The sequence below is a fragment of the Psychrobium sp. MM17-31 genome (assembly GCF_022347785.1).
Lineage (GTDB): Bacteria > Pseudomonadota > Gammaproteobacteria > Enterobacterales > Psychrobiaceae > Psychrobium.
Map to the genome: position 1 here is coordinate 457577 of NZ_JAKRGA010000003.1, position 22183 is coordinate 479759.

Here is a 22183-nt window from a genome sequence, read left to right on the forward strand (position 1 = left end):
CAAAGTGATAGTTCCCACTAACCTGTGTAACCAAATGTAATTTATCCACAGCTTATTCCAATTTTTAGCACTTGCATTGTCCGCCAATCCACCTTATCTTGTATCCCACATTTTTTAAAAACCTATATCTTGTGTATTTAGGCCAAAGCAAACACTAGAGAAATTTAAGCTTAATATTACGCTTTAAAGACTATCTAAATGGGAATTGCCAACAAAAAGGACTACTTACCAGCGCGGTGGATTGCATCTCGTGACATGGGTTTGTTTTAACAGCGACGGACAATAATAATGAACACAAATCTCCTGGTCACCAAGCGAAGTGGAAAACAAGAACCTATCGATCTAGATAAGATCCACAAAGTACTCGATTGGGCCGCTAAAGGATTAGACAACGTGTCAGTTTCTCAGGTAGAGATCAAGGCACACATCCAGTTTTACATGGGTATTGAGACCAAAGATATTCACGAAACCATTATTAAAGCAGCGGCAGATCAAATCTCGGAAACAACCCCGGATTACCAGTACATGGCGGCCCGCCTTGCTATTTTCCACCTTCGTAAGAAAGCATTCGGCCAATTTGAGCCACCACATCTATACGATCACACGGTAAAAATGTGTGAAGCTAAGCGCTACGACAATCACTTGTTAGCCGATTATAGTCGTGAAGAATTCGATCTCATGAATGATGCACTTGATCATTCACGTGATATGAACTTTAGTTACGCTGCTGTTAAACAGTTAGAAGGTAAATACCTGCTGCAAAATCGCAGCACTGGCGAAATCTTTGAAAGCGCACAATTCCTATACATGCTAATTGCTGCGGCGCTATTTTCAAAATACCCAACAGAAACGCGTATGGATTACATCGTGCGTTTCTATGATGCGGTATCACAGTTTAAGATTTCACTGCCAACACCAATTATGGCAGGTGTCCGTACGCCTACCCGTCAATTTAGCTCCTGTGTACTGATCGAGTGTGACGATAACCTAGATTCAATCAATGCGACTTCTAGCTCTATCGTTAAGTATGTAAGTCAACGTGCAGGTATTGGTATTAACGCTGGTCGTATTCGCGCCCTAGGTAGCCCAATTCGCGGCGGTGAAGCCAACCACACCGGTTGTATTCCATTCTATAAGCACTTCCAAACAGCGGTTAAAAGCTGTTCACAAGGCGGTGTACGTGGCGGCGCAGCTACCCTGTTCTACCCATTGTGGCATTTAGAAGTTCAATCATTACTAGTACTTAAAAACAACCGCGGCGTTGAAGAGAACCGTGTTCGTCACATGGATTACGGCGTGCAATTTAACAAGATGATGTATCAACGCCTGATCAAAGGTGAAAACATCACCCTGTTCTCACCAAGTGATGTACCAGGCTTATACGATGCCTTCTTTGCCGACCAAGACAAGTTTGAAGCGCTTTATCTGCAATACGAGCAAGATGAATCAATCCGCAAAGAGTCTATTAAAGCCTCTGAGCTGTTTTCACTATTTGCACAAGAGCGTGCAAGTACTGGCCGAATCTATCTGCAAAACGTTGATCACTGTAATACGCACAGCCCGTTTATCCCAGAAGTTGCGCCAATCAAGCAATCTAACCTGTGTTTAGAAATCGCTTTGCCAACAAAACCACTGCAAAGCTTCGACGATCCTAACGGTGAAATCGCCCTTTGTACGCTATCTGCATTCAACCTAGGTGTGATTAAATCTCTTGATGAATTAGAAGAGCTTGCAGAGCTTGCGGTACGTGCCCTAGATAATCTACTGAGCTATCAAGACTACCCAATTGTCGCTGCGCAACAATCAAGCCTTGCTCGCCGTACATTAGGTATAGGTGTTATTAACTATGCTTACTACCTCGCTAAAAATGGCGTGCGCTATTCAGATGGCAGTGCAAACCGTTTAACACACGAGACCTTTGAAGCGATTCAATATTACTTGCTTAAAGCCTCAAATAAGTTAGCGAAAGAAGTTGGCGCCTGTGATTGGTTCAATGAAACCACCTACGCCAAAGGCATCTTACCAATAGATACCTACAAGAAAGACTTAGATGCGTTGTGTTCTAACGAACTAAACCTCGACTGGGAAGCGCTGCGCCAAGATATTAAAACTCATGGTCTTCGAAACTCTACGTTATCAGCACTGATGCCGTCGGAAACATCGTCGCAAATATCAAATGCGACTAACGGCATCGAACCGCCACGTGGCCTGATCAGCGTTAAGGCAAGTAAAGACGGTATCTTAAAACAAGTGGTTCCTGATTATTTGAGCCTTAAAAACGACTATGAATTGTTGTGGAATATTCCATCAAACGATGGTTACTTACACCTTGTTGGCTTGATGCAAAAATTCGTCGACCAAGCAATTTCAGCGAACACCAATTACGATCCATCGAAGTTCGACAACAACAAGGTACCAGTGAAGCAAATCATTAAAGACTTGCTTACCGCATACAAATTCGGTGTTAAGACGCTTTATTATCACAACACCCGCGATGGTGCGGATGATGCGCAAAGCGATATCGTCGTTGAGCAGGAAGACGACGGCTGTGCAGGCGGCGCTTGTAAAATCTAACACCTAAGGGCGATAAAAGATTTGGTGAGCCGATTGGCTCACCTAAACGTATATAGCTATACAGTTATACCCAATAAATAAGAATTACTATAAAGAATGTGCCTCTGGCAATAGCAAGGACAATTTGAGAAATCATGACTTATTCAACCTTTAATCAAAAGAAGAACAACCCGCTAATCGAGCCAATGTTTTTAGGTAATGCGGTTAACGTATCGCGTTTTGACCAACAAAAACTACCAATTTTTGAAAAGCTCATCGAAAAGCAAATCTCGTTTTTCTGGCGTCCAGAAGAAGTTGATATTTCAAAAGATCGCATTGATTGGCAAAAGCTTACTAAGAGTGAGCAGCACATCTTTATCAGTAACCTTAAGTATCAAACACTACTCGATTCTATTGCCGCGCGCAGTGTTAACGTTACGCTGCTACCATTAGTATCCTTGCCAGAAATTGAAACCTGGATTGAAACTTGGGGCTTTTTCGAGACTATTCATTCACGCTCATACACTCATATTCTGCGTAACTTATTTACTGATCCTAGTGAAGTGTTTGACGATATTCTCATTAATGAAAACATCTTAAAACGCGCCACTGACATCGCTAAATATTTCGATGATGTGATTGTGACAACTCAGCTGCTTCAAGCTCAAGGCGAAGGGACATACGATGTCGAAGGTCGCCAACTCGAAGTATCGGAGCGTAAACTTAAAGAGCGCTTATACCTATGTATGTGTTCGGTAAATGCATTAGAAGCAGTGCGTTTCTATGTGAGTTTTGCTTGTTCATTTGCTTTTGCAGAGCGCGAATTACTGGAAGGTAACTCAAAAATCATCAAACTGATTGCTCGCGATGAATCTGTTCACCTTACTGGTACTCAGCACATGCTCAATCTATGGGCTGAAGGTAAAGACGATCCAGAAATGAAGGAAATCAGTGAACAATTGCACGATGAAGGTCTAAAGATTTTCATGGACGTTGTTGAACAAGAAAAAGCGTGGGCTGATTACCTGTTTAAAGATGGTTCAATGATCGGCATGAATGCCGAAATCCTAAAACAATACGTTGAATACATCGCCAACCAGCGCCTGATTGCTATCGGTTACGAAGCGCCGTTTGAAACTAAATCAAATCCATTACCTTGGATCAACGCCTACCTTGTGTCTGATAACGTACAGGTTGCGCCACAAGAGAGTGAAATCTCGTCGTATCTTGTTGGACAAATCGATAGTGAACTCGATTGCGACGAATTTGACGACTTTGATCTCTAAAGCAAGCGAGTTAAACTAAGCAAGTTATGAAAACAGTTACCTATAACAACGTACAATGTGAAGATGTTATCGCTGCCGATAGCAAACTCACTACGTTAGAATACCTTGAGTCACAAGGGCTCAAGGTAAACTATCACTGTCGTGATGGTACCTGTGGTGCGTGTCGTTGCACGTTAAATCGCGGCTCGGTAGCTTATACGACCGAGCCTCTAGCTTATATTCGAGACGGCGAAATTCTTACCTGTTGCACCACGCCAACTTCAGATATCGACATTACCTGTAAGTTTTAAAATTAACAAAACAGACTGAAAATTCTTCGAATTGCCATAAAGTTGTAACATTTACAAACTTTCTTTAGAATGAAGCTTACGGTAATTATTGGTTTTTCTTTATGGCTACTTCTCACATTTCTAGCCCAATTACATCCAAACTCTCAACCACTTCTCCTTTTGATAAACTCGAACACATCGTCGCTATTGGCGGCGGTCATGGTTTAGGTCGCGTGTTATCGTCACTATCTCACCTTGAAGATAAGCTCACTGGCATAGTAACAACCACTGACAACGGCGGCTCGACAGGTCGTTTGCGAGAAGCAGAAAACTGTATTGCGTGGGGTGATTTGCGCAACTGTATTAATCAGCTCACCAGACGCCCTACTATTGCGCGGCAGCTGTTTGAATATCGCTTTAAAGGTAACGGCGATTTAGCGGAACACAATCTCGGCAACCTAATGCTGCTAGCGATGGATCAAATGAGTGTTAGACCGCTTGATGCCATTAATCTGATTCGAGAAATGCTCGATGTAAAAAGCCACATCATTCCAATGTCTGAGCAACCGACACATTTAGTGGCCGTTAGTCAAACTAGACAACGAGTTTTTGGTGAAACTCATATCGATGAAATGGCAACCATGCCACAAAGTTTGTTGTTAGAGCCAAAGGTTAACGCAACACCAGAAGCCATAGAAGCTATCAAAAAAGCACAACTATTGATTATCGGCCCAGGTAGCCTACTCACCAGTATTATGCCACCGCTTATTATGCCTGAGATCCAGCAAGCGATTACCCAAAGCACAGCGAAAAAGATATTTATTACAAATTTAATTGCAGAAAACAGTCCTGCCGGTCATATCTCTAAAAGCGCCCTCCTCAAATGGTCTACAGATATCACGCAACAGGCTGCGCCAGATGCTATTTTGATAAATTCGGCATGCGCTAAAGTTAAGGGAGAATACTACTATCGCGATATCGCGAGTAAAACCTCGCCTTATCACGACAGAGAAAAATTAAAAGCTGCCCTAATTGATGTTTACAACGAATTATCGCTAGCGCAAATGTCGGCGGTTAATTGATCAACGGCTTGTTGATATTTACAAAACGCCGCAGTTAATTGCGGCGTTTGTGTTTTAGCACGCTGCATACAGCCCAAACACCACAGCCAGCTTACCAACGCATAATAGAGCTTAAAGCGTGTTAAACGCTTACTATCAATAACTGTATTTCCTGCTTTTTGTAAAGCCGTAATTATCGCTTGTTCTAGGCGATTTGGCGCCTCAACCACCAACGTTGCATAGTCAAAATAAGCATCCCCCACACTGGCGTATTCCCAGTCTAGCCAGATAATACTATCGCTACCAACAATCAAATTGCTTAAATTAAGATCGCCATGAATTAGCGCGTCATTATCAAAGGTAAGGCTATTTACAAGTGCTACTGCACTATTAAAGCGGGTTACGTCCTGTAGCGAAGGTTGTTCTATCAGCTGCCAATAATCATCGATTAAGCGAAGCTTATTCACTGACGGGCGTTTGATGGGACAGCTCGGTAAGCTTTGATGCAAGCGGGTCAACTGTGTGGCGATTGTTGTCAATTGTAAGGTGCTGAGTTCGCAGTCTTTGGCGAGGTCACCTTCAATAAAATCCATTACAATGATTGAAAATGCCCCGTCATCAATATCAACATCCTCAATAGTTCTTAGCCTTGGCGCTAAATCCATTGCATGTTGCATTAACTCGTACTCCTCGCGAGCTAATTGCGCGTCTTGGATACAACGAACCACGACAGATTTAAGCTCATCATCATTGCGATATTGAACCTGATAAAGACGCTGGCTCAATCCACCGTGTAAAGGTGTAACACTAATAACAGAAAAGCCGCTAAAATAGCGGCTATTACATAGTAATTGAATACTTAGCTCTGGCATTTAAGCACCCTGCGGCTGCATCGCAATGCACTGCTTTTGATATTCCCCGCGCCATTTCATGTAACCAAAAACGACCATCACGCAATAGAACATATAGAGCAATGCAGTTGGATCAAAGCCTTTCGCTATATACAGATATATAGAGGCAGCGTCGATTACCAACCAATAAACCCAATTCTCGAGGACTTTTTGGGTAACCATCCAAGTCGTAAATACCGCAAATACTGTGGTAAATGTATCCAAATACGCATAATCTTGATGGGTATAATTATCCATTACATAAGCCAAGCCAACGCTAAGCACAGACAAACCGATAATTACCTTTATATGCAACATCATTGACCATGAAGTAATAGCAGGCTCATTACCAGCGCTATCCTTTTTATGCCACGACCACCAGCCGTACACTGCCATAATGAGATAATAGGCGCTAAGTATCGATTCCATTAATAACGCGCTTTCCCAAAACAGCACGGTATAAATCGTTGTCGAAACAAAAGCCGCTGGCCAACACCATTGGCTCTGTTTCATTGCCAACAGCAAGTAAGCGACAGCCAGCACGACTGCCACTAACTCCCACTTAGAATAAGTGAGTATGCCTTCAACGGCACCAGACACAAAATCAATCATCATGTGGCTTTAAGGCAGGATCTAAATCACTGTTGATGAACTTACACACGAAAATCATCTTGCCAAAACGCTCGAATGAATCTTTCATTTCAGCACTAAGCACCTGCATAACTTCATCATGCTCACCAAAGATTTGTGTGCTCATGGTATTGCAGCTAACTCGCAATTTATCGTTAGCTAACAATCGATTAATAAAGTCTTTAATCGGCTCGATGTACTCTTCATTGAGAGGATAGTTGCTAATTTCTACCGATAACATCATTACCAGTTGATCTCCAAGCTAAGATTTACGGTTGCTGGGCTGCCCAATTGTACGTAGTTGTGTTTTTCTGCGTACAAATCTCGTGGGTCGTTTTCGAAATAGAAACCTCGAACAGCGTATTCGCGATCAAATACATTATTGGCCGCAAGGTTAAGCTTCCATCCTTGTGCTTGATAGCCAATTGCAAGGTTAGTCACCGCGTAAAAATCAGATTGCTGATTGTGGCCATCTGAGTAGTAGAACGAGTCTTTACCCTGCACTTCGACGCTGGCGTAGAAGCCGTTATCTGCGTGGTATTTACCACCAGCGCTAAATTGATATTCTGGCGCGTGGGCAAAATTACGGTTGTGCATATCAAGATTACTACCGTGTTTATTGACCACCACATAGTCTTTAATGCGGGTGATCAAATAGCCAACGTTGTAATACAGATCAAGATTGTCGTTATAGCTATAGCGTGTTTCTAACTCGATACCATATCCGCGACCTGAACCTGCGTTATCGTTATAACCGATAAAGGTTTCGGCGCTATCATCGCCAATTTTATCTGTTACCCAGCCTTTGAGTTGAGGATCTTTACGGTAGTTATAAAACGCTGCTAAACGTACATTTAATGCATTATCAAGGCTGCGTCCTTTAACACCAAATTCTGCGCTGTAGAGTGTTTCAGGATCGAAAGTCGCGTTATCAGCTAACTGCGCCTTTAACGTTGGGTCGGTTAAATCACCCGCTTTAGCTAATGCATCGCCATTTACACCACCCGCTTTATCACTGCGCGATAGCGATACATAAGTCATAGCTTGTTCATTCACTTGATTCGTCACATTAAAGTGTAGACCATATAAATTGTCATCGACTTTGCGAGCAACGCCATTGTTGTCCATATAATCAATGTCATATTGACCAACACGAGCACCAAAAGTCATGCTCGTTTTTTCAGATAACGCATACTTTAGCTCGCCATATACCGCTAAATCGCTGTGCTCATTGTCACTGCTAAAATCGTTATCAGCATAGGTATAGGTGCGCGTTAAACCACTGTCGCGTTCGCTTGCATAAACACCGGCAACCCATGACGTCGTATTGTTAAATAAGGTTTGTCCTTTAGATAGGAAACGAACATCTAGATTTGATTGCTTGCGACTGCGAGCATAAGCATCAAACGAGCTGTATTCCCAATCGTGGATCCCTTTGTATGACCAATCTTCGTCATAACTGTAAAGTAAATCACTATCTAGGCTAGAGGCTAATACTTGCACTTCAACCGACTCAAAGCCAGTGTAATATGCGCTCACACCAATCGCTTTAGTGCGCTGTTTATCTTCACCGGGTTCATCAGATAGCGTACGGCCATTTTCATCAAGCGACCACGCGTCATAACCATTATCAACATCGATATAATGCAACGTCGAGTTAATCACCAAATCGTCAGTCACCTGCCAATTAGTTTTTAGTTTAACGTTACTTTCGTCTACATTATTAGTGTCTTCACGCTTTAGGTGGTCGTTGGTTACATAACCATCGCTCTTTTGACTTTGCGCAGAAAGTCTCGCGTTAAAGTTATCCGTCACAGCGCCACCAACAGCTACGCCAGCACCAAAAGTGCCGTAATTACCACCCGTTAGCATTACGCGGTTGGTTTGCTCGCTTGTTGCGGCTGTCGAATCAATGGTAATAATTCCCGCCATCGCATCGTTGCCAAATTGCGTGCCTTGTGGGCCGCGATATAAGTTAACTGATTCAACATCGAATAACGCGCCCGCACCACCAAGACCAGAATAGTTAATACCGTCGATTAATAAGCCCACAGACGGATTGATAGGATCAACAAATTGGCTGCGTAAGCCGATACCACGAATTTGTACGAAGTTACCGCGACTGGCGCCGCTTGAGAAATTAACGTTAGCGAAATTACCTAACAAATCTTGAGTGTGCATCGCACTGTTTTCAATAATTTTGTCGGCATCAACAACAGAAATGCTGCCCGATGTTTTCATCAGATTAGCCTGACGGAAGTTAGACGTTACCTCGATCACTTCCATCGCTTTGTCGGTTTGATTACCATTAGCTTGCGTGTTAGCAAAAGCAGGTGATGAAAGAATGGCGAGGCTAATTAGCGATAATGCTGTTTTCATTGATTTTCCAGTTAAAAATAAAGAGTTCACCTTATGTGGCGAACGATAAATTAAAGTAACGCGACTATCTCTGTCATTGTTATTGAAACGCTTGGCTACTGTGTTTAGCTTCAGTTAGCTATTACTTTTACGCTTCTTTTTATAAATTGATTCCTGCCCTTCAGGACGGGTCTTTAATATACGCAATATCCACATGTATTGCGTTAAATCTCGCATAATTAAATCTTCTAACAAATGATTTAAAAATTGGGCTTCTGATTCTTTACATTCTTCACCGCCAGAACAATCAAACGGCTCTTCAATAGTGAGGTTGAAACGGTGGTACTCCACATCATAAGCAATATGAATCGGCATAATACGGCCGTTTGTTGCTTTACATAGACGACTTAAGATAGGAAGTGAGGCTTTTTCCGTGTCGAAAAATGGCGCAAATTCACATTTGTCGGCGCCGTGGTCTTGATCGGGCAAAAAGAATAAATGTTTGCCTTCTTTCATGCCTTTAAGCATCACGCGAATGCCACCTTCTCGGACATAAACGCTGTCACAAAAACGGGTGCGCTGTTTTACCGAAAGCCAATTATAGATCGGTTTTTTATGTTGATTAATGAACGTCACCATCGGCATGCCACCAGCCATAAAATAGGTGCCCGCGTATTCTAGGCCCCAAGTGTGTCCCGCCACGAAAATGGCTTGTTCACCGTTATCAACCAACTTTTTAAAATGCTCTAAACCTTGTACGTTGTAGCGGCTCATAATGTGGCATTTAGAGCGAAACGCCAATTCGGCTTGGCCTAGAACAGACAATAGAAACATCTCAATATTCTTGTAAATAAGCTGCTTACGATCTTGTTCTGTCATGTCGCTAAAACAGGCTTGGAGATTACAATCAATAATATGAACCGGCTTCTTGGCAATACGGTAAACCAGCGGCGTTAAGCGAATTGCAATCCAATCGCGGATCCTGACGGGGGTATAGGCGCAAATCACCAAAAATAAGATCATCAACCAAGTTCCCCAATACTTCGGATGTAAAAAACTCCACTGGAACGGAACGTGATAGAGGTATTTGTCCAAACTACTCATTAAAAATCCATTAATTCTTTATTATTTTTTACGTTTTGCTCGAAAGTAGTGCTGATTATCATAAAACTCAGCATTTTCGTTTGCTGGCCACCATCCCGGCACCCCTAAAATAGGTAACGGATATAAATTGCTATTATCTTGTAGCAATAAAGCCAAATTTTGGGCCAATAGTGTATCTAAATATTGATAACGATCCCAGAACTGCAACTCAAAAAATTCCTCACTAACTTTGAGATACAGCGCTTTGCCCGTAAAGCCAATATAGGGATCAAGCGCCTTTTCATAATTGGCATGACCGATCATCGTCGCGCTGATTGATTTTTGCCAGCAATCGCGATTCTCAACAAAGCTCTTATACCACTGATGATTGCTTAGCTGCTGCATTATTTCATCATTGCTGTAAGCAATGATCACACCGCACTCGTCAAATAGCGTGATGGCATCGCGACAAGGCGAACGCTTTCGACTGCCATATTGCGCCATATGTTCCACATGCAAGCGATTCATTTCTCGTTTTGTCTGTGGAAATAGCAAAAAAATAAGTGCATTGAAGAAATCATGCCAATTAGCACTGCGCGTAGGCACTAATCCCTGTTGATAGATTCGTTGCTCATAGTAAATACCGTCACTAAGCAGTTCATCAGTTTGTTCAACCAAGGTTAAGGGTTGGCCTTGATAATTGGCCAAATCATCGGGGAGGAGTTTGTTGAGTTCGTCACAACTTGGCCACTGTTGCCAGCCCATGTGACCTAAAAGACGATCTAAATCATTAAAAAGAGGCGAATTCTTAAAAAAATCAGCTTGCCACTGTTGCATCGCTAATACAAACCATTATACCTTTACTAGATATCGGTATTGTAACGCTTTTATATTGCATACCGCCAATTAGGAACAACAAATTTATGATAAAAATAATAAAACGCTCAGCATTTTTAGCGGCCTTTATATTTTCGCTGCCAACATTTGCCGCCACAGAAGAAATGAATATTCCTGAGAAAGCAGATGCCCTAGCACCTTATCAAGCAAGCTATGCTCTCTTTAGAAAAGGCAGTGAACTTGGTAAAGGTCATCGCAAACTTAGCAAAAGCGATGCCGGATACGAACTGTCATCTAGCAGTGCTATCAAATGGTTATTATTATCTGATACTCGTAAAGAAAATAGTCAGTTCTCAATTAAAGACGGTATCTTTACACCTCAATCCTATCGTTATGAGCGAACAGGCACAGGCCGAGATCGCCAAGAGTCAATCGACTTTGCTAAAGAAACAGTGACTTCTGTTTACAAAAACAATGAAAAGACATTCCGCCCTATTCAATTAACCTTCGATCCACTAATTTATCAATTAGCATTGCGCAAAGATTTAATTGATAACAAAAAAGTCCTTTCTTACCACATGGTAAGACGCGGCAAAGAAACCAATTATGTTTTCGAACGCGTGGGCAAAGAAACAGTGAAAACACCTATCGGTCGTTTTGAAGCAATTAAACTGCGCAGAGTTCGTGAAAACTCTAGCCGTAATACGCTAATTTGGATTGCACCATCACTTAATTACAGTGTCGTTAAGATGACCCAATTTAAAGACGGTCAAGAGCAAGCAGACCTCCAATTAAGCTGGCTGCATTTTGACTAAGTTGTTACTTCCTCATAATAAAAATGCCGCATTCTCTGCGGCATTTTGATTTCTGTTAGTTCTTTTTATGCAGATTTCATATGCACATCGCGTTGTGGGTAAGGAATGGTAATGCCTTGCTCATCGAACGCTAGCTTCACTTGTTCATGCATATCAAAGTATACGCCCCAATAATCCGGTGAATTACACCATACGCGAACAAGTAGGTTCACGGAGCTATCTGCATGCTCACTAACATAAATCTCATGGCCGTATTCTTCTTCCAATAATCGCTTGTCAGCAAGAATGAGATTACGAATAACCTCTTTTGCTGTCTGAACATTATCTTCATAGCTAATGCCGTAAGTCATATCCACACGACGTGTTGGCTCAGCAAATAAGTTCTTAATTGGGCCATTCGATAACACACCATTAGGAATAATCACCCGCTCGTTATCAAGGGTAGTGACAATGGTATTGAAAATTTGAATTTCTTTGATGACACCAACATAACCTTGTGCGTCGACCACATCGCCAACTTTGAAAGGCTTGAAGAATAAAATCAGAACGCCACCTGCAAAATTCGATAATGAGCCCTGCAATGCTAAACCAATAGCTAAACCAGCTGCACCAAGGACGGCCACAAATGACGTTGTTTCAATGCCCACCATAGAAGCGACACTAATAATTAGCATCACTTTTAAACCAACACTAATTAAGCTTGATAAAAAGCGCTCTAAGGTCGCTTCTACTTTTCGAGCTTGCAGTACTTTTTCTGTACCTTTGACGATTTTGCCAATAATCCAAAAACCAGCTATTAACGTCACAATGGCCAGCAGCAACTTAGGCAAATACAGCATTGCTAGTTCGAGCCCTTGATTCATTAACGCCTGTAAATTTTCAGTAGATAAGTTATCCATAATGGTTCCTTATTAGTTATATGAACGGCAGCTATACTCGGCGGATTAAACTTAACGAAATATTAACAAATCGCTATTGTTGTCTAATATATTCAAATAGCTACATCACATCTAATAGTAAGTAATTACGAATAGATTACTAGCAAGAAATTACAATTAGGTGATACATGTATAGTCAACTTAGTTATAAAAAAGATTAAAACAGTTAAATTTAATCAAATAATTAGTGGCATATTTTATGAAAGAATGAAAAGTGATAATTAATAGCCTTTTGTCTAATAAATAAATCAAATTAAGCATTGCAATTAGCCACCTGCTCCCCTAATGTTAAAGCCATCTTAACAAGACAAAATTTAACGATTAATTTACTTATGACCAATCTGCTGAATCTTCATCGCCACCATCATATTATCCGGTAACTTTTCAGGAGATTTTCTGCTGGAGAGATGATGATTCCGCCAGCGGTTATAACGTTAAGAAAAAACCTCTGGCTCACCAGAGGTTTTTTTATTTATGGAGCAACGAAATATGCCAACGAGCAATAGATTACGCATCGCGATTCAAAAGAAAGGCCGCTTATCAGACGAAGCGAAAAAACTGCTTAAAGGCAGCGGCATTAAATTTAATACCAATTCACAGCGCCTGATTGCTCACTGTACTAACGAGCCAATCGACCTATTGCTTGTTCGCGATGATGACATTCCGACATTAGTAATGGATGGCGTGGTTGATTTAGGGATCATTGGTGAAAACGAGCTGGAAGAAACAGAACTAGAGCGTATTGCTGCTAATGCACCAAGTGAATACGATGTGTTAAAGCGTCTCGATTTCGGCGGCTGCCGCCTGTCGCTCGCCATTCCAACAGAGATTGAATATAGCGGCGTGCAATCGTTTGAAGGTCAACGTATTGCTACCTCATACCCTCACCTATTAAAACGCTATCTTGATAGCCAAAACGTTAGCTTCACACCAGTCGCATTAAAAGGTTCAGTAGAAGTAGCACCCCGTGCTGGTATCGCCGATGCGATCTGTGACTTAGTATCAACGGGGGCGACACTTGAAGCCAATGGCCTTAAAGAAGCGCAAATATTCTTTGAAAGCCAAGCGGTACTTATAAAATCAAAAACCGTTTTATGCGATGAAAAACAAGCACTGCTGGATAAGCTCATGACCCGCTTTAATGGAGTCATTCAAGCACGCGAATCAAAATACATCATGTTGCACGCGCCAAAGGATAACATCGATAAAATTGTTGCGTTGCTCCCTTGTGCTGAAAATCCAACCATTTTGCCAACCAGCGATGACAGCATGGTTGCCGTGCACGCCGTAAGCAGTGAAACGCTATTTTGGGAAACCATGGAACAGCTTAAAGCATTGGGCGCAAGCTCCATTTTAGTGATGCCAATCGAGAAGATGTTGGGATAGATTATGCAGATTTTAAACTGGTCTTCATTATCGAGTGACGAGCAAGCGAGGCAGCTATCACGCCCAGCGCTCGAAGACTCGGCAATGCTGCAAACTCAAGTGAGCAATATTATCGATAATGTGCGCGCCAATGGCGATGACGCACTGCGTGAATACGCCGCTCGCTTTGACAATATTACACTTGAAGCCATTGCGATTACACAAGAGCAACTGGCCACAGCAGCTGCCAATATTGACGATGAGCTCAAGCAAGCAATCGAACTTGCCAAAAACAACATCGAAACCTTCCACACAGCGCAAAAGCAAAATGACGTCAGCCTGGAAACTATGCCCGGTGTGCAATGTGAACTACGCACGCAGCCACTACGTAACGTTGGCCTTTACGCCCCCGGCGGCACTGCGCCTTTACCGTCAACGGTATTAATGACTGCGGTGCCAGCGAAAATCGCTGGCTGTCAGCAAATTGTACTGTGTAGCCCGCCGCCAATTTCTGATGTCATTTTATATACAGCGCAGTTGTGCGGCGTCGATACCATTTATCAAATTGGCGGTGCGCAGGCCGTTGCAGCAATGGCCTTTGGCACCCAAACCGTACCTAGCGTCGATAAAATTTACGGCCCTGGCAATAAGTTTGTTACTGAAGCCAAAAAGCAAGTATCAAACGCTGTTGGCGGCGCTGGCATTGATATGCCAGCAGGCCCATCGGAAGTGTTAGTCATTGCCGATGATAATGCCAATGCCGATTTTGTTGCCGCTGATTTATTATCACAAGCAGAGCACGGTGTCGATTCGCAAACTATTCTACTCACCGAAAGTGACAATTTAGCAAAACGTGTTGCTATCGCTATTGATGAGCAACTGGCAAAATTATCGCGTAACGATATCGCCAAAGCAGCCCTAGAGCACAGCAAAATCATTGTTTGTGAATCTATTGCTAAGGCTATTGAAGTTTCAAATAGCTATGCGCCAGAACATTTGATTATTCAAACGGAAAATCCGCGTGATGTTCTAAATAATATCTACGCAGCTGGCTCGGTATTCTTAGGAAAATGGAGCCCAGAGTCTGCTGGTGATTACGCCAGCGGTACTAACCACGTACTGCCAACTTATGGCATGTGTAGCAGCTATTCCAGCCTAAGTTTGGCAGATTTCTCACGCCGCTTTACGGTACAAGAGCTAAGCTTCGACGGACTTAATTCATTAGAGCGCTCTATTGTACCATTGGCGATGGCCGAAGGCTTAGATGCTCACGCCAACGCCGTGACTATACGCTTGCAACAAGGAGCCTAAGATGTATTCACTGATTAATCGACTGGCTCGCCCAGAATTATTAACCATGACACCCTATCAGTCGGCGCGCCGCATTGGTGGTAGTGGTGATATTTGGCTTAATGCCAATGAATCACCGTTTTGTAATACCGAGCCTGCGTATAATCGCTACCCGGAATTTCAGCCACAAGCGCTCATTGACAACTACGCTGCATATAGCCAATTAGATACTGCGCAAGTGTTAGCCTCTCGCGGCGCCGATGAAGCTATCGAGCTGCTAATTCGTACCTTCTGTGTACCGGGTAAAGATAAAATCACCATTTGTACGCCAACTTACGGCATGTACGCCATTAGCGCTGCTACCTGTAATGTCGCGGTCAATGAAGTGCAATTAACTAGTGACTGGCAGCTAGACGAAGATTTAGCCAATAAGCTCGGTGATTCATCGCTATTATTTATCTGTAACCCTAACAACCCAACAGGCTCGACAATTAGCGTTGATACCATTGAAGCGATTATTCAAGCCTGTAGCGAAAGATGCATCGTGGTGGTAGATGAAGCTTATATTGAGTTTTCGCCACAACTTACCAGCGCCAAACTCATTAATCAATACACCAACCTTGTGGTATTGCGTACCTTGTCAAAAGCCTTTGGTTTAGCAGGATTGCGCTGTGGCTTTATGCTCAGTAACGAGTATCTCATTAACCTTGTGAAAAAAGTCATTGCGCCTTATCCAATTCCTGCACCTGTCGGAGATATTGCCGCCAAAGCACTCTCGCCTGATGGCATCAGTCTGATGCGCAATCAAGTTGCGACATTAAACACCTTAGCCAACGAATTTACACAGAGCGTTGAAAAATTAGAAGGCGTAGAAGCTGTTTATCCCACTGGCGCCAACTTCGTGTTAGTGCGTTTTAATGACGATAGCTGGTTTAACGCGCTGGCCAAACAAGGCATTGTGGTACGCAACCAATCAAAAGTGCCAACACTGGAGCGCTGCTTGCGTTTTAGCATTGGCGACAGCGAAGAAATGAAGCGCCTTACTCAAGTATTAACCGAAACGGCAAAGCAATTAGCGCCGCAGATATAACAAAGAGAATAGTCAATGAGAAGCAAGATTTTATTTATCGATCGCGACGGCACCCTTGTTGAAGAGCCGCCAATTGATAAGCAATTAGATACCCTAGAAAAGCTGGTCTTTGAGCCTGATGTCATTCCGGTGTTACTCCAATTACAAGCCTCTGGTTATGAGCTAATTATGGTATCGAATCAAGATGGCTTAGGGACAGATAGTTTTCCGCAAGCTGATTTCGATCTACCCCACGATAAAATGATGGATATCTTTAGCTCACAAGGAATTACTTTTAGCGAAGTATTGATTTGCCCGCACTTTGATCACGAAGATTGTAGTTGCCGTAAACCGCGTTTGGGGCTGGTTAAAGATTTATTACAACAAGGCCGTGTCGATTTTGAAAACAGCTATGTTATTGGCGATCGCGACACAGATGTTGAGCTTGCCAATAACATGGGTATTCAATCATTTAAATACGATCGTCAAACCCTCAATTGGGACATGATTGCCCGCGCCCTTACCGTCAAAGAGCGTAAGGCTGAGGTGGTACGCAACACCAATGAAACGCAAATTAGCGTGGCCGTTAATCTTGATAAACAAGGTGGCAGCCAAATCAGCACCGGTATTGGTTTTTTCGATCACATGCTCGATCAAATTGCCACTCACGGCGGCTTTGAGTTAAACGCGCAAGTGACAGGCGATTTACACATCGATGATCACCACACCGTTGAAGATACCGCCATTGCCCTTGGCAATGCGCTAGCTAAAGCCCTTGGCGATAAACGTGGTATTGGCCGCTTTGGTTTTACCCTACCAATGGATGAGTGTTTGTGTACTTGTGCCCTTGATTTATCGGGTCGCGGCTGGCTTGAATTTAACGCCAATTTTGCCAACGAGCGCGTTGGTGAACTCGCCACTGAAATGGTGCCACATTTCTTCCATTCGCTATCGAGTGCCATGGCGGCGACTTTACACATCAAAGGTGAAGGTAAAAATACCCATCACCTTGTGGAAGGGATTTTTAAAGCCTTTGGCCGCACGCTGCGCCAAGCAATAAAGATTGAAGGTAACGAACTACCAAGCAGTAAGGGTGTGTTGTAATGAGTCAAGTTGCTATTATCGATACAGGCTGCGCCAACATCACCTCGGTACGCTGCGCCTTTGAGCGCATTTGCGATGATGTGGTGGTAACCCGAGATACCCAGTTGATCCGCAATGCCTCTCACGTGGTATTACCGGGCGTTGGCACCGCTGGCGCTGCGATGGGAAAACTAACGAGCTTTGAGCTAATTGAGTTTATTCAGTCGCTCACTCAACCTGTGCTGGGCATTTGTCTTGGCATGCAACTGCTAACCAACGCATCAGAGGAGCGCAATGTCGACTGTTTAGGGATTGTTGATGCCAAGGTCTCGGCGATGAAAAACAGCCATAATCTACCCTTACCACACATGGGCTGGAATCAACTTACCGATCTCAAAGCGCCACTATTTAACGATATTCCAGCTGGCAGTTATGTCTATTTTGTGCATAGTTTTGCCGTTCCTGTCGGTGATTACACCCTAGCGCAAAGTGATTATGGTCAGGCTTTCTCGGCATCGATTAACCGCGATAACTTTTACGGCGTGCAATTTCATCCTGAGCGCTCAGGTAAAATCGGCGCGCAAATTTTGCGTAATTTCTTAGCTATTTCACAACAAGGTTAACCATGATTATTCCAGCATTAGATTTAATAGACGGCGAAGTGGTTCGCCTGTATCAAGGTGATTACGCCAAGCAAACTACCTATCAGTTCTCACCTGTTGAGCAGCTCCAGCACTACGCTGCGCAAGGGGCAAAATGGTTACACTTAGTGGATTTAACCGGCGCCAAAGATCCTGAAAAACGTCAACTAAGCCTTATTTCACAAATGATGAACAGCGTGAGCGATGTTGGCCTACAAGTTGGCGGCGGTATCCGCAGCGAGCAAGACATTATCGATTTACTCGATGCAGGCGCATCACGCGTGGTCATTGGCTCATTAGCAGTAAAACAACCAGAGCTCGTAGCACAGTGGTTTGAAACCTATGGCAGCGAAAAAATCGTGCTTGCGCTAGATATCAACATTGACGAAGACGGTAATAAGCACGTGGCTACTCACGGCTGGCAAGAAAACTCTGGCGTGAGTATCGAAGAACTACTTAATCGTTTTATTCCGCTTGGGCTTAAACACGTGTTATGTACCGACATCAGCAAAGACGGTACGCTAGCAGGCTCCAATACCGATCTATACAGTGAGCTCGTTAAAGACTGGCCACAAATTGATTGGCAGTCATCTGGCGGCATCGGCGATTTAGACGACATTAAAGCCCTTAACCCGTGTAAGGTTGCCGGAGTGATTGTTGGTCGCGCCCTACTCGAAGGTAAATTTAGCGTTGAGGAGGCTATCGCATGCTCGCAAAACGGATAATTCCCTGCCTTGATGTCAAAGACGGTTTAGTGGTTAAAGGGGTTCAATTTCGCAATCACGAAATTATTGGTGATATTGTGCCGCTGGCAAAACGCTATGCTGAAGAAGGCGCCGACGAACTTGTGTTTTACGATATTACCGCATCAAGTGATGATCGCATCGTCGATAAAAGCTGGGTTGAGCGCATTAGCGAACAAGTTGATATTCCATTTTGTGTCGCAGGTGGCATAAAAACCATCGATGACGCTGCGAAAATTTTAGCCTTTGGCGCCGATAAAATTTCCATTAACTCCCCTGCACTTGCCAACCCTCAGTTAATTACCGATCTCACTCATGAGTTTGGGCAGCAGTGCATTGTTGTGGGAATCGACAGCTACTTTGATAGTGAGACTGGACAATATCAGGTCAAACAGTTTACTGGCGATGAATCAAAAACCCGAACCACGCAATGGCAAACTCTCGATTGGGTTAAAGAAGTGCAAGCACGTGGTGCTGGCGAAATCGTGTTAAACGTAATGAACAAAGATGGCGTGCGCGACGGTTATGATATTGAACAGCTGGCTATGGTGCGCGATGTATGTAACATTCCGCTAATTGCCTCTGGTGGCGCTGGCGCCATTGAGCATTTTCGCGATGTGTTTTTAAACGCTAATGTAGACGGCGCACTAGCCGCGAGCGTTTTTCACAAACAAATCATTGAAATTGAAACGCTTAAGCGTTCATTAAAACAAGATAATATTGAGATCAGATTATGCTAGACAACATCGAGCAATTAGATTGGGATAAAGTCGATGGCATGATGCCTGCCATCGTACAGGATAGTTTTAGCGGCGTTGTTTTGATGCTCGGGTATATGAATCAAGACGCCTTAGCAAAAACACTTGAAACCGGAAAAGTGACCTTTTTCTCACGCACTAAAAACCGCTTGTGGACCAAGGGCGAAACCTCGCAAGATTACTTACACGTCAAAGATATTAGCGTTGACTGTGACAACGATACGTTATTGATTATGGCAAACCCTGCTGGGCCAACCTGTCATTTAGGTAATCAAAGCTGCTTTAACGATAGCAAAGGCTTTGATCTTGATTTCATTAGCCAACTTAACAGTGTTATCGGCGCGCGTTATGAAGATCGCGACGAGTCGAGTTACACCGCATCGCTATTTAATCGCGGCGTTAAACGCATGGCGCAAAAAGTGGGTGAAGAAGGTGTTGAAGTCGCGCTCGCTGCAGCAACTGATGATCGCGAAGAGCTAATTAACGAGTCTTCAGATCTACTTTATCACCTGCTCGTTTTACTGCGTGGTAAAGATGTTTCTCTCGCTGAGATAATGGACAACCTCCGTAGCCGCCACAAATAAGCCAACTAGAATCTCATTGACAATTCAGCGTCGATAATAACGACGCTGAATTTTTCAGACTAAGATCTCCAAAACTCAACATTCCACTACCAATATGGGCTGTTAGTGATATTATGCGAGTGTTTAGTCATTTTCGCGCAATAACCATAATAACAATGCTCGTCAGATCCTTACTCACATTCTGCCTACTATCCTTGTTGTTCTTGGCTAATATTGTTGTGGCTGGCACAAGTGTTAATTCAAATGCTGTAGTTAAATACAAGCAACTCATCGACGTCGTTCATCTCAACGACAGCGCCAATAGTCAATTTGTTAATAACCTATTTAATGAATTAGATTCAGATAATTACAAGGGTATTCGCGCGCCGATGTACGGCCTAATTGCCAAGCTAGAGACAAATAACGGTAATGTCGATAAAGCAAAAATCGCGTTAGAGCGAGCTATTTCAGCCCTCAATAAAACCGTTAGTCACAGCTATCAAATCGATGCGTTAAATCACATCAGTTGGGTCTACATCAACCGTGGTGATTATGCGTCAGCTATATACTACTTGCAGCGAATGGCCGATTACGCCTACGAGCACAAACACATGCGCGGCCAAGCAATAGCACTTAATCGCCTTGGTCAATGTTATATTGAGCTAGGTCTTAGCTCGTTGGCGTTCCCGCCACTAGAAACAGCACTTAGCATTTCCAAACAATACGAATTTGAAAATACTGAGCTGCTCGCCCTGCTCTATCTAGCTAATGCAGCGCTCACTAGCGATAAAATGACACCACAAGAAATTCTTGCAATAGTTGACCAAGCGACGTTAATCACCAAGCGCATGAACTATGGCGAAGGTTATATCGATCGCTTACGCGGCCTCACTTATCAAAAAGTGCCACAGCACGATATTGCCCAACAATGGCTGCAAAAATCACTCGCTTTTGCCACCAGTGAACATGACGTAAGACTCCTGCGTTTAATTAACTATGACTTAGCGCAATTTTACTTCATACAACATCAAGAAGAGCTTGCATTAAGTCACGCGCAAAGCAGTTTGATGTATGCTAAACGCCTCAATCATCAAGCTGGCATTGCCAAACTTCACTATCTGCTCAGTCAAATTTATCACCGACAACAAGATAGCTCTCAAGCATATGCAAACTTGTCTGCCTACACTGACTTTCTGCGCTCTGACAGTAACCGCAATGCAATAAGCCTACTGACGTTAATGGATAAACGCATAAACAGTCTACGACAGCAAAACAAAATGGTTGAGTTAGAAAATAACCTACTGTCTACAGATCTCGCGGCACAAAAAGCCTATAACGAACGTCATACAACGGTTATCTGGTTAATGGCGGCATTATTTGTGTTTATAAGCCTGTCTGTTTCACTGTTTATTCGCCATCGCATGATGTCGATGAAAGTAGCGATATCAATGAAAGATGCATTAACCGGTGCTTATGCCAGAAGCTATCTTAAACACTTTTTACCCTTGGTAAAAAACACCTTGGCTAAAGAGCGCGATTTCAATAGTTCTTTCGGCATTATGCTCATCGACTGCGACGACTTTAAACTCATTAATGACAAATTCGGCCATGGCGGTGGCGATGCTGCGCTTAAAGCCATAGTAACAACCATTAATAGGGAAATTCGCAATCAGGACACCTTATTTAGGTGGGGTGGCGATGAATTTGTATTAATGTGTCAATCGGTATCCAAAACGCAACTTAAAGAGATTTCTAGCCGCATCAACAAAGCGGTGAGTAATTTAGCGGTCAATTATGGTAATAGTGAAATTCGTCCGACAATTTCCATTGGTTATGCACTACATTCTCATGATGAGAGTTTCAACCTCGACGAATTATTAAAGATTGCTGATGATTACCTTTACCAAAGTAAGCGTGCAGGCAAGAATGCCGCATTCGGTATCTAATCCAT

Annotated in this window: 21 protein-coding genes; 14 read left to right on the forward strand and 7 right to left on the reverse strand. The window is 43.1% G+C overall.

Annotated elements, in window-relative coordinates:
* The first annotated feature begins 288 nt into the window (after positions 1–288).
* The 4 genes from nrdA (at position 289) to yvcK (ending at position 5190) form a co-directional block, all read left to right on the forward strand.
* Complete coding sequence (nrdA, locus tag MHM98_RS10890) at positions 289–2574, forward strand: class 1a ribonucleoside-diphosphate reductase subunit alpha (protein WP_239439297.1); 2286 nt, start codon at positions 289–291, stop codon at positions 2572–2574.
* 134 nt (positions 2575–2708) lie between these two features.
* Positions 2709–3839 (forward strand): class Ia ribonucleoside-diphosphate reductase subunit beta, encoded by a 1131-nt coding sequence (gene nrdB, locus MHM98_RS10895; RefSeq protein WP_239439298.1) that lies wholly within the window; start codon positions 2709–2711, stop codon positions 3837–3839.
* Between the two features lie 26 nt (positions 3840–3865).
* Entirely contained in the window at positions 3866–4129 is a 264-nt protein-coding gene (yfaE, locus tag MHM98_RS10900; protein WP_239439299.1) for a class I ribonucleotide reductase maintenance protein YfaE, read from the forward strand.
* A gap of 101 nt (positions 4130–4230) precedes the next feature.
* Positions 4231–5190: a uridine diphosphate-N-acetylglucosamine-binding protein YvcK gene (gene yvcK / locus MHM98_RS10905; RefSeq protein WP_239439300.1), complete on the forward strand. Its 960-nt coding sequence runs from the start codon at positions 4231–4233 to the stop codon at positions 5188–5190.
* Here yvcK and MHM98_RS10910 read toward each other — a convergent pair.
* The 6 genes from MHM98_RS10910 to MHM98_RS10935 form a co-directional block, all read right to left on the reverse strand.
* Positions 5148–6041 (reverse strand): phosphotransferase, encoded by an 894-nt coding sequence (locus tag MHM98_RS10910; protein WP_239439301.1) that lies wholly within the window; start codon positions 6039–6041, stop codon positions 5148–5150. The genes yvcK and MHM98_RS10910 overlap by 43 nt on opposite strands.
* Positions 6042–6671 carry a nicotinamide riboside transporter PnuC gene (pnuC, locus tag MHM98_RS10915; protein WP_239439302.1) on the reverse strand — a complete coding sequence of 210 codons (630 nt, stop codon included), beginning with the start codon at positions 6669–6671 and terminating at the stop codon, positions 6042–6044.
* A complete protein-coding gene (locus MHM98_RS10920) occupies positions 6664–6933 on the reverse strand; it encodes a hypothetical protein (RefSeq protein WP_239439303.1) in 270 nt (89 codons plus the stop codon). Before MHM98_RS10920 ends, pnuC begins: the two co-directional genes overlap by 8 nt.
* Positions 6933–9068: a TonB-dependent receptor gene (locus MHM98_RS10925; RefSeq protein WP_239439304.1), complete on the reverse strand. Its 2136-nt coding sequence runs from the start codon at positions 9066–9068 to the stop codon at positions 6933–6935. Before MHM98_RS10925 ends, MHM98_RS10920 begins: the two co-directional genes overlap by 1 nt.
* 114 nt (positions 9069–9182) lie before the next feature.
* Positions 9183–10151 carry a lauroyl-Kdo(2)-lipid IV(A) myristoyltransferase gene (locus MHM98_RS10930; RefSeq protein WP_239439305.1) on the reverse strand — a complete coding sequence of 323 codons (969 nt, stop codon included), beginning with the start codon at positions 10149–10151 and terminating at the stop codon, positions 9183–9185.
* Between the two features lie 21 nt (positions 10152–10172).
* Positions 10173–10967, reverse strand: coding sequence for a DUF3025 domain-containing protein (locus MHM98_RS10935; RefSeq protein ID WP_239439306.1), 795 nt, complete (start codon positions 10965–10967; stop codon positions 10173–10175).
* A gap of 86 nt (positions 10968–11053) precedes the next feature.
* On the opposite strand from MHM98_RS10935, the gene MHM98_RS10940 reads away from it, so the two are divergent.
* Positions 11054–11782 carry a DUF3108 domain-containing protein gene (locus MHM98_RS10940; protein WP_239439307.1) on the forward strand — a complete coding sequence of 243 codons (729 nt, stop codon included), beginning with the start codon at positions 11054–11056 and terminating at the stop codon, positions 11780–11782.
* Positions 11783–11847: 65 nt separating this feature from the next.
* On the opposite strand, the gene MHM98_RS10945 is transcribed toward MHM98_RS10940, so the two are convergent.
* Positions 11848–12681 (reverse strand): mechanosensitive ion channel domain-containing protein, encoded by an 834-nt coding sequence (locus tag MHM98_RS10945; RefSeq protein WP_239439308.1) that lies wholly within the window; start codon positions 12679–12681, stop codon positions 11848–11850.
* A gap of 528 nt (positions 12682–13209) precedes the next feature.
* Between MHM98_RS10945 and hisG the strand changes: the two genes are divergently transcribed.
* The 9 genes from hisG to MHM98_RS18935 all read left to right on the forward strand — a co-directional run bounded on the left by hisG (position 13210) and on the right by MHM98_RS18935 (position 22178).
* Positions 13210–14106: an ATP phosphoribosyltransferase gene (hisG, locus tag MHM98_RS10950; protein ID WP_239439309.1), complete on the forward strand. Its 897-nt coding sequence runs from the start codon at positions 13210–13212 to the stop codon at positions 14104–14106.
* A 3-nt stretch (positions 14107–14109) separates the two neighbouring features.
* On the forward strand, positions 14110–15396 hold the full coding sequence (gene hisD, locus MHM98_RS10955) for a histidinol dehydrogenase (RefSeq protein WP_239439310.1): 1287 nt from the start codon (positions 14110–14112) through the stop codon (positions 15394–15396).
* A gap of 1 nt (position 15397) precedes the next feature.
* Positions 15398–16465: a histidinol-phosphate transaminase gene (hisC, locus tag MHM98_RS10960; protein WP_239439311.1), complete on the forward strand. Its 1068-nt coding sequence runs from the start codon at positions 15398–15400 to the stop codon at positions 16463–16465.
* 15 nt (positions 16466–16480) lie between these two features.
* Positions 16481–17548: a bifunctional histidinol-phosphatase/imidazoleglycerol-phosphate dehydratase HisB gene (hisB, locus tag MHM98_RS10965; protein ID WP_239439312.1), complete on the forward strand. Its 1068-nt coding sequence runs from the start codon at positions 16481–16483 to the stop codon at positions 17546–17548.
* On the forward strand, positions 17548–18150 hold the full coding sequence (gene hisH / locus MHM98_RS10970; protein ID WP_239439313.1) for an imidazole glycerol phosphate synthase subunit HisH: 603 nt from the start codon (positions 17548–17550) through the stop codon (positions 18148–18150). Before hisB ends, hisH begins: the two co-directional genes overlap by 1 nt.
* A gap of 2 nt (positions 18151–18152) precedes the next feature.
* Positions 18153–18893: a 1-(5-phosphoribosyl)-5-[(5-phosphoribosylamino)methylideneamino]imidazole-4-carboxamide isomerase gene (hisA, locus tag MHM98_RS10975; RefSeq protein ID WP_239439314.1), complete on the forward strand. Its 741-nt coding sequence runs from the start codon at positions 18153–18155 to the stop codon at positions 18891–18893.
* Complete coding sequence (gene hisF, locus MHM98_RS10980) at positions 18875–19651, forward strand: imidazole glycerol phosphate synthase subunit HisF (RefSeq protein ID WP_239439315.1); 777 nt, start codon at positions 18875–18877, stop codon at positions 19649–19651. The genes hisA and hisF overlap by 19 nt, the downstream gene beginning before the upstream one ends.
* Positions 19645–20253 carry a bifunctional phosphoribosyl-AMP cyclohydrolase/phosphoribosyl-ATP diphosphatase HisIE gene (gene hisIE, locus MHM98_RS10985; RefSeq protein WP_239439316.1) on the forward strand — a complete coding sequence of 203 codons (609 nt, stop codon included), beginning with the start codon at positions 19645–19647 and terminating at the stop codon, positions 20251–20253. Before hisF ends, hisIE begins: the two co-directional genes overlap by 7 nt.
* A gap of 218 nt (positions 20254–20471) precedes the next feature.
* Entirely contained in the window at positions 20472–22178 is a 1707-nt protein-coding gene (locus tag MHM98_RS18935; RefSeq protein ID WP_239439317.1) for a GGDEF domain-containing protein, read from the forward strand.
* The last annotated feature ends 5 nt before the right edge of the window (positions 22179–22183 follow it).

Excerpts from the sequence above, each read along its gene's own strand:
- nrdA (WP_239439297.1), top strand. The coding sequence starts at position 289 with ATGAACACAAATCTCCTGGTCACCAAGCGAAGTGGAAAACAAGAACCT.
- nrdB (WP_239439298.1), top strand. The coding sequence starts at position 2,709 with ATGACTTATTCAACCTTTAATCAAAAGAAGAACAACCCGCTAATCGAG.
- yfaE (WP_239439299.1), top strand. The coding sequence starts at position 3,866 with ATGAAAACAGTTACCTATAACAACGTACAATGTGAAGATGTTATCGCT.
- yvcK (WP_239439300.1), top strand. The coding sequence starts at position 4,231 with ATGGCTACTTCTCACATTTCTAGCCCAATTACATCCAAACTCTCAACC.
- MHM98_RS10910 (WP_239439301.1), bottom strand. The coding sequence starts at position 6,041 with ATGCCAGAGCTAAGTATTCAATTACTATGTAATAGCCGCTATTTTAGC.
- pnuC (WP_239439302.1), bottom strand. The coding sequence starts at position 6,671 with ATGATTGATTTTGTGTCTGGTGCCGTTGAAGGCATACTCACTTATTCT.
- MHM98_RS10920 (WP_239439303.1), bottom strand. The coding sequence starts at position 6,933 with ATGATGTTATCGGTAGAAATTAGCAACTATCCTCTCAATGAAGAGTAC.
- MHM98_RS10925 (WP_239439304.1), bottom strand. The coding sequence starts at position 9,068 with ATGAAAACAGCATTATCGCTAATTAGCCTCGCCATTCTTTCATCACCT.
- MHM98_RS10930 (WP_239439305.1), bottom strand. The coding sequence starts at position 10,151 with ATGAGTAGTTTGGACAAATACCTCTATCACGTTCCGTTCCAGTGGAGT.
- MHM98_RS10935 (WP_239439306.1), bottom strand. The coding sequence starts at position 10,967 with ATGCAACAGTGGCAAGCTGATTTTTTTAAGAATTCGCCTCTTTTTAAT.
- MHM98_RS10940 (WP_239439307.1), top strand. The coding sequence starts at position 11,054 with ATGATAAAAATAATAAAACGCTCAGCATTTTTAGCGGCCTTTATATTT.
- MHM98_RS10945 (WP_239439308.1), bottom strand. The coding sequence starts at position 12,681 with ATGGATAACTTATCTACTGAAAATTTACAGGCGTTAATGAATCAAGGG.
- hisG (WP_239439309.1), top strand. The coding sequence starts at position 13,210 with ATGCCAACGAGCAATAGATTACGCATCGCGATTCAAAAGAAAGGCCGC.
- hisD (WP_239439310.1), top strand. The coding sequence starts at position 14,110 with ATGCAGATTTTAAACTGGTCTTCATTATCGAGTGACGAGCAAGCGAGG.
- hisC (WP_239439311.1), top strand. The coding sequence starts at position 15,398 with ATGTATTCACTGATTAATCGACTGGCTCGCCCAGAATTATTAACCATG.
- hisB (WP_239439312.1), top strand. The coding sequence starts at position 16,481 with ATGAGAAGCAAGATTTTATTTATCGATCGCGACGGCACCCTTGTTGAA.
- hisH (WP_239439313.1), top strand. The coding sequence starts at position 17,548 with ATGAGTCAAGTTGCTATTATCGATACAGGCTGCGCCAACATCACCTCG.
- hisA (WP_239439314.1), top strand. The coding sequence starts at position 18,153 with ATGATTATTCCAGCATTAGATTTAATAGACGGCGAAGTGGTTCGCCTG.
- hisF (WP_239439315.1), top strand. The coding sequence starts at position 18,875 with ATGCTCGCAAAACGGATAATTCCCTGCCTTGATGTCAAAGACGGTTTA.
- hisIE (WP_239439316.1), top strand. The coding sequence starts at position 19,645 with ATGCTAGACAACATCGAGCAATTAGATTGGGATAAAGTCGATGGCATG.